Source organism: Kitasatospora sp. NPDC002965, from assembly GCF_040611255.1.
Taxonomy (GTDB): domain Bacteria; phylum Actinomycetota; class Actinomycetes; order Streptomycetales; family Streptomycetaceae; genus Kitasatospora.
The window spans coordinates 1-6,021 of record NZ_JBEXNT010000244.1; the positions used below are offsets into that span (position 1 = coordinate 1).

A 6,021-nucleotide genomic window follows, 5' to 3' on the forward strand; every position below is an offset into this window, starting at 1 on the left:
AGGGCGACGCCGGAAGAACTCGTCGAGCTGTACCGGCTGTGGGCCGTGGTCCACTCGGCGCGGGGAAGCAGGACACCACCCGTCCCCGGACCGGCTGGTCAGGGCGGCGCCCTCCCGCAGCGGAAGGAACTCGTCGACGGTCAGCCCGAGCAGGTCCCGCAGGGCGCCCGGGTGGGGGCCGGGGTGGAGGCGGTCGTCGCGGTCGACGAGGCCGGAGAACGGACCGACCAGCAGGTGCCCGCCGCCGTGCACGTACGCGGTGAGCGCCCGGACCGTCCCGGGGGTGGCCAGGTAGTGGCTGGGGAGGAGCACCAGCCGGTACCGGGACAGCACGTCGGCGGAGACGTCGGAGGGGATCACGTCGCACACCACGCCCTGTTGCCAGACCGCGCGGTGCCACGCCTCGGCCTCCGTGGCGTACTCCAGGTCGACGCTCGGCCGGCCGCCCATTTCGAGGGCCCAGTAGTTCTCGTAGTCCCACAGCAGCGCCACCTCGCCCGCCACCGTGGAGCCCGCGACCTCGCCGATCCTGCGGAGCACCGAGCCCAGCCGGACGACCTCCTGCCAGATCCGGGTGGACTCGCCGCCCTGCGGGACCATCGCGGAGTGCCACTTCTCCACACCGGAGTCGGACTGGCGCCACTGGAAGAAGCAGGCGCCGTCCGAACCGCGGGCGATGTGCGCGAGGCTGTTGCGCAGCATCTCGCCGGGGCGCTTCGCGGTGTTCCGCGGCTGCCACTGGACGGCCGAGGTCGAGTGTTCCATCAGCAACCAGGGCCGGCCCGCGGCGATCCCCCGGGAGAGGTCGGCGCTGAAGGCGAGCCCGGTGTGGGCCTCGGGGTCGGCGGCGACGAGGTAGTGGTCGTTGGTGACGAGGTCGACCTCCGTTCCCCAGGCGCAGTAGTCGGCCCACTTGAACGACCCGGCCATGAAGTTGGTGGTCACCGGCCGTCCCGGTGAGTGGAGGTGGAGGATGTCGCGTTCCGTCCGGTAGCAGGCCAGCACCTCGTCGGAGGCGAAGCGGTAGTAGTCCAGCTGCTGGGCGGGGTTGGTGCGGCCCGGCGTGGCGCCGGGTATCCGGACCTGCGACCAGGCGCTGTAGCGCTGACTCCAGAAGGCCGTTCCCCAGGCCCGGTTGAGGCCGTCGAGGTCGCCGTGGCGGGCGCGCAGCCAGCTGCGGAACGCCTCGGCGCTGGTGGGGCAGTGGCAGTGCGTGTTGTAGCCGCCGATCTCGTTGCCGACGTGCCACATCACCACGGCGGGGTGCTCGCCGTAGCGGCGGGCGAGCCGGTCGGCGACGACGCCGGCACGGCGTCGGTAGTCCGGCGAGGACGGGCAGAATCCCTGGCGCGAGCCGTGGCCCAGGCTTCGGCCGAGGTGGTCGACGAACTGGGCGTCGGGGTACTCCTCGGAGAACCACGGCGGGGGCGAGGCCGAGGGGGTGGCGAGGTCGACCGACACACCGCCCTCGTGCAGCAGGGCGATCACCTCGTCCATCCCGGAGAAGTCGAAGCGGTCCTGGTCGGGCTCGATCCACGACCACGAGAAGATGCCGAGCGACACGAGGTTCACACCGGCCCGCTGCATCAGTCGGACGTCCTCACGCCACACGTCCCGGTCCCACTGGTCCGGGTTGTAGTCACCGCCGAACGCGAGCCGGGGCACCGAGCCCCAGGATGCGGCTCCCGGCACGGCTGCGGGCCCGGTTGCCGGGTTCGGTGTCGATGAGGGGGAAAGCTGTGGCACTCGTCACTCCCAGGAGAAGGTGTGCGGAACGGGGGTGGGCCGGCGGGACGGGCGGTGCCGTCGTCGCCGGACCCCTACAGTCAACACACGAATGTGACCGGTATCAACGATCTGAGCGGACATCGTGCCTGTTGCAACTGATGTTGGCAGAACCATTGACAGAAAAATTGGTACCGGTAACATCCCACTGACCACACTCCGTGACCGGCGGCCGGTCGGGCCTTGCGCCGACGCCGGAGTCCGCGTTCCATGGGCGGACGCGGATTCCCCTTCCGGTCTTCTCCACCCCGGGCCGGTGCCCGGGGCCGAGGACCGCGTGCAACGGAGGTACGGCGCATGGTGACCCTGATCCAGCTGGAAGTGCTCGCGAAGGTGATCGAGTCCGGGGGTTTCTCCGGGGCGGCGAAGTCGCTGTTCACCAGCCAGCCGGCCGTGTCGAACCACATCCGCAACCTGGAGCGGTCCCTCGGCGCCCAGCTCGTCCACCGCACCAGCCAGGGCGCCCGCCCCACACCGGCCGGGGAGATCGTGGTCGAGCACGCCCGGCGGATCTTCGCGATCATGGACGAACTGGAAGTCGCCGTCGCCGAGCACCGGGGCCTCGGTGCCGGCCGGCTGGTGCTGGCGGGGACGACGACCCTGGGCACCTACCTCCTGCCGCTGCTGCTCTCCGAGTTCGCCCTGCGGGCCCCGAAGGTCTCCTGCCAGATCAGGGTGGGGAACGAGGAGACGGTCGAGTCGTGGCTGCTGCGGGGCGAGGTCGCGCTGGGGCTGTGCGCCGGCACGCCGAAGGACGAACAGCTCGTCGCCCAGGGCATGTTCGAGGAGGCCATGGTGCTGGTGGCCGAGCCGGGTTCACCCCTCATCGGCCGGGCCCTGACCCCTGCCGACCTGGCCGACCAGCGGTTCCTGATGCGCGAGGCCGGCTCCGCCACCCGCCGGCTCCAGGAGTCCGCGTTGCGGACCTGGGGGCTGGAACGCGCCGAGCAGTGGGACATGTGGGGGACGGACACGCTGAAGCAGGCCGTCTCCCGGGGGCTCGGCCTGGCGGTCGTCTCCGAGCACGTCATCCGCCAGGAGACGGAGGCCGGGATGCTCGCCGCGCTGACCGTCGTGCCGGCCCCGCCCGTCCGGACGGTGTCCCTGGTACGGCGGGCCGACCGGGTGCTCACGCCGCCGGAGGAGGCGTTCGTGGCGCTGGTCGGAGCCGTCTCCGAGTGGCCCGGGTGACGGGCGGGACAGGTCCGGGCGGGCGGGGCCGGAGGGGTCGGCGGGGTGGCCCGGATGGCCCGGGCCGGGCGGGGTGTCAGTACCGGATGCAGGCGGAGCGCAGGTCGGTGTAGAAGTCCCACACGTCCGGGGAGCACTCGGGGGCGCCGAGCTGCGAGGCCTTCGCGCCCATGTGGGGCAGGTGGGAGTACGCGCCGACACCCGGGCGGTTGACGTGCAGCATGCCCGCCTGGAAGTCCTGGAGGGCCTGGAACATCAGGGACGGGTTCTGGGTGAAGACGGTGCCGGACATCCCGTACTTCACGGAGTTGGAGATGCGCATGGCGTCCTCGTAGCCGTCGCACTCGATGACGGACAGGACGGGGCCGAAGACCTCCTCCTGGGCGATCTCGCTGTCCCAGGCCACGTCGGTCAGTATGGTGGGCTCCATGAAGTAGCCGGGGGTGTCCAGGGCCGCCTCCTTGCCGCCGCAGGCCAGCGTGGCGCCGGCGTCGACGGCGGTGCGCACCGCGGTCAGACAGGCTTGCAGGCGCTCGTCGTTGACCACCGGTCCGATGTCGGCCCAGTCCTGGTCGCCGCGTCCGATCCGCATGGCGGACACGCGCGGGACGAGGCGCTCCAGCAGCGCGTCGCGGACGGCGCGGTCCACGATGACGCGGCTGGTGGCGCTGCACCGCTGGCCGCTCTGGCCGAACGCGCCGTGGATGACGGCGTCCGCGGCCGCGTCGAGGTCGGCGTCGGCGAGCACGATGAGCGCGTTCTTTCCGCCCAGTTCGAGCTGGGCGCGCATCAGCCGGCTCGCGCCGGCCCGGTTGATGGCCTGTCCGACCGGCAGGGAGCCGGTGAAGGAGATGCCGGCGACGCGCGGGTCGGAGACCAGGGCCTCGCCGGGGTCGCGGTCGCCCTGGACGAGGTTGAGGACGCCGGCGGGCAGTCCGGCGTCGACGAACGCCTGTACCAGCAGCGCCGAGGTCCAGGGGGTCAGCGGCGAGGGCTTCAGAACGGCCGTGCAGCCGGCGATCAGGGCGGGTGCGACCTTCCACATCGGGATGGCGACGGGGAAGTTCCACGGGGTGATGAGTCCGACCACGCCGAGCGGGCGCCGGAACGTCATGGCGAGGGTGCGGGGCTCCTCGGCCGGGGTGGTGACGCCGTTGATGCGGCGGGCCTCGCCGATGGTGAAGTCCAGGATGGTCAGCGAGCGCGCCACCTCGCCCCGGCCCTCGGACAGGCGCTTGCCCTGTTCCCTGGTGATCGCCTCGGCGAACAGTTCGGAGCGCTCGGTGATCAGGGCTGCCGCGGCCTTGAGCAGCTTGGCGCGTTCGATCGGTCCGAGCGCGTCCCAGTCCCGTTGGGCGGCGGCGGCCGCGGTGACGGCGGCGGTGGCGTCACCGGCTCCGGACTCCGTGAACTCGCCGATCACGTCGGAGGTGTCCGCCGGATTCAGGTTGGGTCGCACCTGCCCCGTGACCGAGGGCGACCAGCGGCCGGCGATGTGGTTGAGCAGGTGCTCGGGGTGCGGATTCGACATGGCGGACTCCGTGGGTGGAAGAGGGAGCAGGGAGGTGGCCCGTGCGGTGGGGCGGGGGGCCGTGCGGTTGGACGCCGGGCCGACGCCCCGGTGAGGGGGCAGGGGCGTCGGCCCGGCAGCGAGGGGGGTGGTCAGCCCATGTGGACGGCGATCCGGGGGGCTGCCCCGGTGCGGGCCGCGGTGACGGCCGCGTCGATGTCCGTGAGGGGGAAGGAGTCGGGGACGAGCCGGGCGAACCGGTCCTGTGCCGGGGTGCGGACGAGGAAGTCGACGGACTCGGTGAGGTCCTCGACCGTGTAGTTGTGGCTGCCGACGACACGGGTGAGGTTGCGGACGAAGGTGTTGGGTTCGAAGGCCACCTGTGGGCCGGGGGAGACGGAGCCGACGAGGGCCACGCGGCCGTCCAGCCCGACGAGGTCCAGGGCGGACTGGACGGCCGAGTGGTGGCCGGACAGTTCGAAGACGACGTCCGCGCCGAACTCCTTGACCGCTGTTTCCAGTGCGCCCGGGGAGCAGGCGACACTGGCTCCGAACTCCAGCGCCAGGTGCCGCCGGCCGGCGTCGACGTCGCAGGCGATGATGTTGCGGGCGCCGCGGTCGAGGGCGTAGGCGATGGCGGTGAGGCCGAGCATGCCGCAGCCGATCACGAGCACGTTGTCGCCGGCCGTGAGTTCGGTGCGTCGGGCCGCGCACACGACGGTGGCGGTGGCGCAGTTCGCGGGTGCGGCGACCGCGGCGGGCAGTTCGTCGGGGACGGCGACCAGGCCGGTGCCCGCGACCAGGTGGCAGTGGGTGGCGAGACCGCCGTTGTAGCGCCAGTGGTCGGTGATGGCCTCGTGGCCGTACTTTCGGACGCTCTCGCACTTCTGCGGGACGCCGCGGGTGCAGCGCCGACAGGTGCCGCAGGAGGTGCCGATCGTCCAGGTGACCCGCTGGCCGGGGGCGACGGGTCGGCCGTCGGCGAGGACGGGGGAGCCGCCGACGGCCTCGACGACGCCGACGGCCTCGTGCCCCAGGACGGTCGGCAGCGGGGTGGGCCGGTGGCCGGCGATGGTGTGCAGGTCGCTGCCGCACACGGTGGCCAGTTCGATGCGGACCAGGACCTCGCCGGGCAGGAGCCGGGGAAGGGGCTGCTGTTCCACGCTGAACCCCTTCTCGGGCCCGGACCAGACGGCCGCGGTCGGCGGGAGTGAGGCGCGGGGTACGGAGTTCACGGTGCTGGGATGCGTCATGTCCGGTTCCGCCTAGCGTCGGATCGTGAGGGCGGTGAGCGCGCTGCACCCGCAGCACCCGGCCACGAAGAGGAAGATGAGGCTGGTGTTGCCGGTGCTGTCCATCAGGCCGCCGATGAAGGGCTCTGCGGTCCCGGCGAAGAGGTAGGCGAAGCAGTTGACGGCGCCGACCGCGGTGCCGGCCATCCGCTTGCCGGCGATGTCGGGGCAGAGCGCCCAGAACGAGGACTGCGGGCCGTAGACGAAGAAGCCGGTGAGGAAGAGGACCACGATGCCGGTGGT

Annotated in this window: 4 protein-coding genes and 1 pseudogene; 1 reads left to right on the forward strand and 4 read right to left on the reverse strand. The window is 72.2% G+C overall.

Translation table 11 applies throughout. From position 1 onward, the window contains the following. A partial coding sequence (locus tag ABZY91_RS41080; RefSeq protein ID WP_355409248.1) for a beta-galactosidase occupies positions 1-1,665 on the reverse strand: 1,665 nt, incomplete at its 3' end. Positions 1,666-2,082: 417 nt separating this feature from the next. Here ABZY91_RS41080 and ABZY91_RS41085 point away from each other — a divergent pair. Then, complete coding sequence (locus ABZY91_RS41085; RefSeq protein WP_355409250.1) at positions 2,083-2,976, forward strand: LysR family transcriptional regulator; 894 nt, start codon at positions 2,083-2,085, stop codon at positions 2,974-2,976. 76 nt (positions 2,977-3,052) lie between these two features. Here ABZY91_RS41085 and ABZY91_RS41090 read toward each other — a convergent pair whose 3' ends face one another. From ABZY91_RS41090 to ABZY91_RS41100, 3 genes and pseudogenes are all read right to left on the reverse strand, one after another. Further along, a complete protein-coding gene (locus ABZY91_RS41090; protein WP_355409252.1) occupies positions 3,053-4,507 on the reverse strand; it encodes an aldehyde dehydrogenase family protein in 1,455 nt (484 codons plus the stop codon). Between the two features lie 131 nt (positions 4,508-4,638). Next, entirely contained in the window at positions 4,639-5,739 is a 1,101-nt protein-coding gene (locus ABZY91_RS41095) for a zinc-binding dehydrogenase (RefSeq protein WP_355409254.1), read from the reverse strand. Between the two features lie 12 nt (positions 5,740-5,751). Continuing rightward, positions 5,752-6,021 (reverse strand): annotated as a pseudogene (locus tag ABZY91_RS41100) (hypothetical protein); the annotation flags it as partial.